Genomic DNA, 1,349 nt, shown 5'->3' on the forward strand with positions numbered 1-1,349 from the left:
TTCAAAGCCTATGCGCATATCCCAAGTAAATGCCTTGCGAATTCTTTGAGCAATATATTGGTCTTTGTCATTATGTGCTGGGTCATATTGTGCATGTTCTCGTCCTGCTAAGTGAGGTCATGTTTGTGATGTGTTCTATCCCCTAATACACATAAACTTAGATTGCTTGTTATTATGTCTCAATATAACCTGTGATATTTTGTAACATTTTTAAGCAAAAACACTATGAAATTCTCTTTTCTATGTAGAATTTGGACAAAAACAAAAAAAAAGCTAAAATCTCAATTTATACAACCTAAAAGAAGGAACAGCAATGTGTAAAATGTTGGTGTTTGGAGTAATTACGGCAATGATGTTAGTAGGCTGTGGGACTATCTCTAATCAAACTAGTCAAAAAGTGGCTATTAGCACAAGTACGGGGGAATCTGTCGTAGCAGATGTCAATGGAAAAAAGGTGAATTTACCTAGTCACGTGAAAATATCCCGCAAGAAAGGAGCTACCGAAGGTTTTACAGAGGATAATCCCTGCTATGAGACAACACCATTCGTAATTGCAGGTAAGAATAAAATGAGTGGGTGGTTTTGGGGAAACATTAGCAATAAAGCCATGATAGGATATGTCAATAGCGGAAGAGATTCCTTGTTAAATGTGTATTTTGCACCGATTTATTCAGATATAAAAAATGTCAATAATGCTTATCGTGGGCTTATAGAATCTCGTGGGCTTATAGAATCTCGTTTTTTAAGTATTGATATGGGTTGGAATCTCACGAACAATCATGTTTTTGTCCGCAAGCTTGAATTGATACATTTATCCTCAATTGTGGATTTTTATCGCACACACGGCCTGTCAAAATACATCAATGTGAGCTTTGAGAATCCATTAGGAGAAAATACCCACACACGTTTAAAGCCCAATATATCCATTGGAGCAGGCTTAGGAAGCTATATAGGAAATATAAGTATTTTTGTTATGCCGCTCTTAGGATATGACTATGTAAGCCAACATAACGCATTTATTGATATGCGCGCGGGCATGGTGGTACGTTTTGAGTATCTGAGATTAATAGGAAGTTATGATTACTGTCTTGATATTGTCAATCAAAGAGGTTGGACACAAAAATGGAGCGGATTTGTAGGAATTAACTTGTATAAGCAATGGGATATTTTTGCACAAGGACAAATCTATAGAACACTCGATGATAGAAATTATATTGTCATACAAAGTGGTGTGAGTGTGAATTTTTAATCACTGAAGCTATTGGTTTTTCTTGATTCAAGTATGCACACACTTTAAAATAAATGAATGAATTTGAGAATCTAAGACAGAATCGTGTTCTATCTTAATA

Annotated in this window: 1 protein-coding gene; it reads left to right on the forward strand. The window is 35.4% G+C overall.

Annotation, left to right across the window (positions count from 1 at the left end; genetic code table 11):
• Positions 1–313: 313 nt before the first annotated feature.
• Positions 314–1,249, forward strand: coding sequence for a hypothetical protein (locus CQA44_RS12070; protein WP_115547429.1), 936 nt, complete (start codon positions 314–316; stop codon positions 1,247–1,249).
• Positions 1,250–1,349 lie beyond the last annotated feature (100 nt).

Source organism: Helicobacter sp. MIT 14-3879 (assembly GCF_003364125.1).

Bases quoted from the DNA above. Each gene is read 5' to 3' on its own strand.
- CQA44_RS12070 (WP_115547429.1), top strand. From the start codon at position 314: ATGTGTAAAATGTTGGTGTTTGGAGTAATTACGGCAATGATGTTAGTA.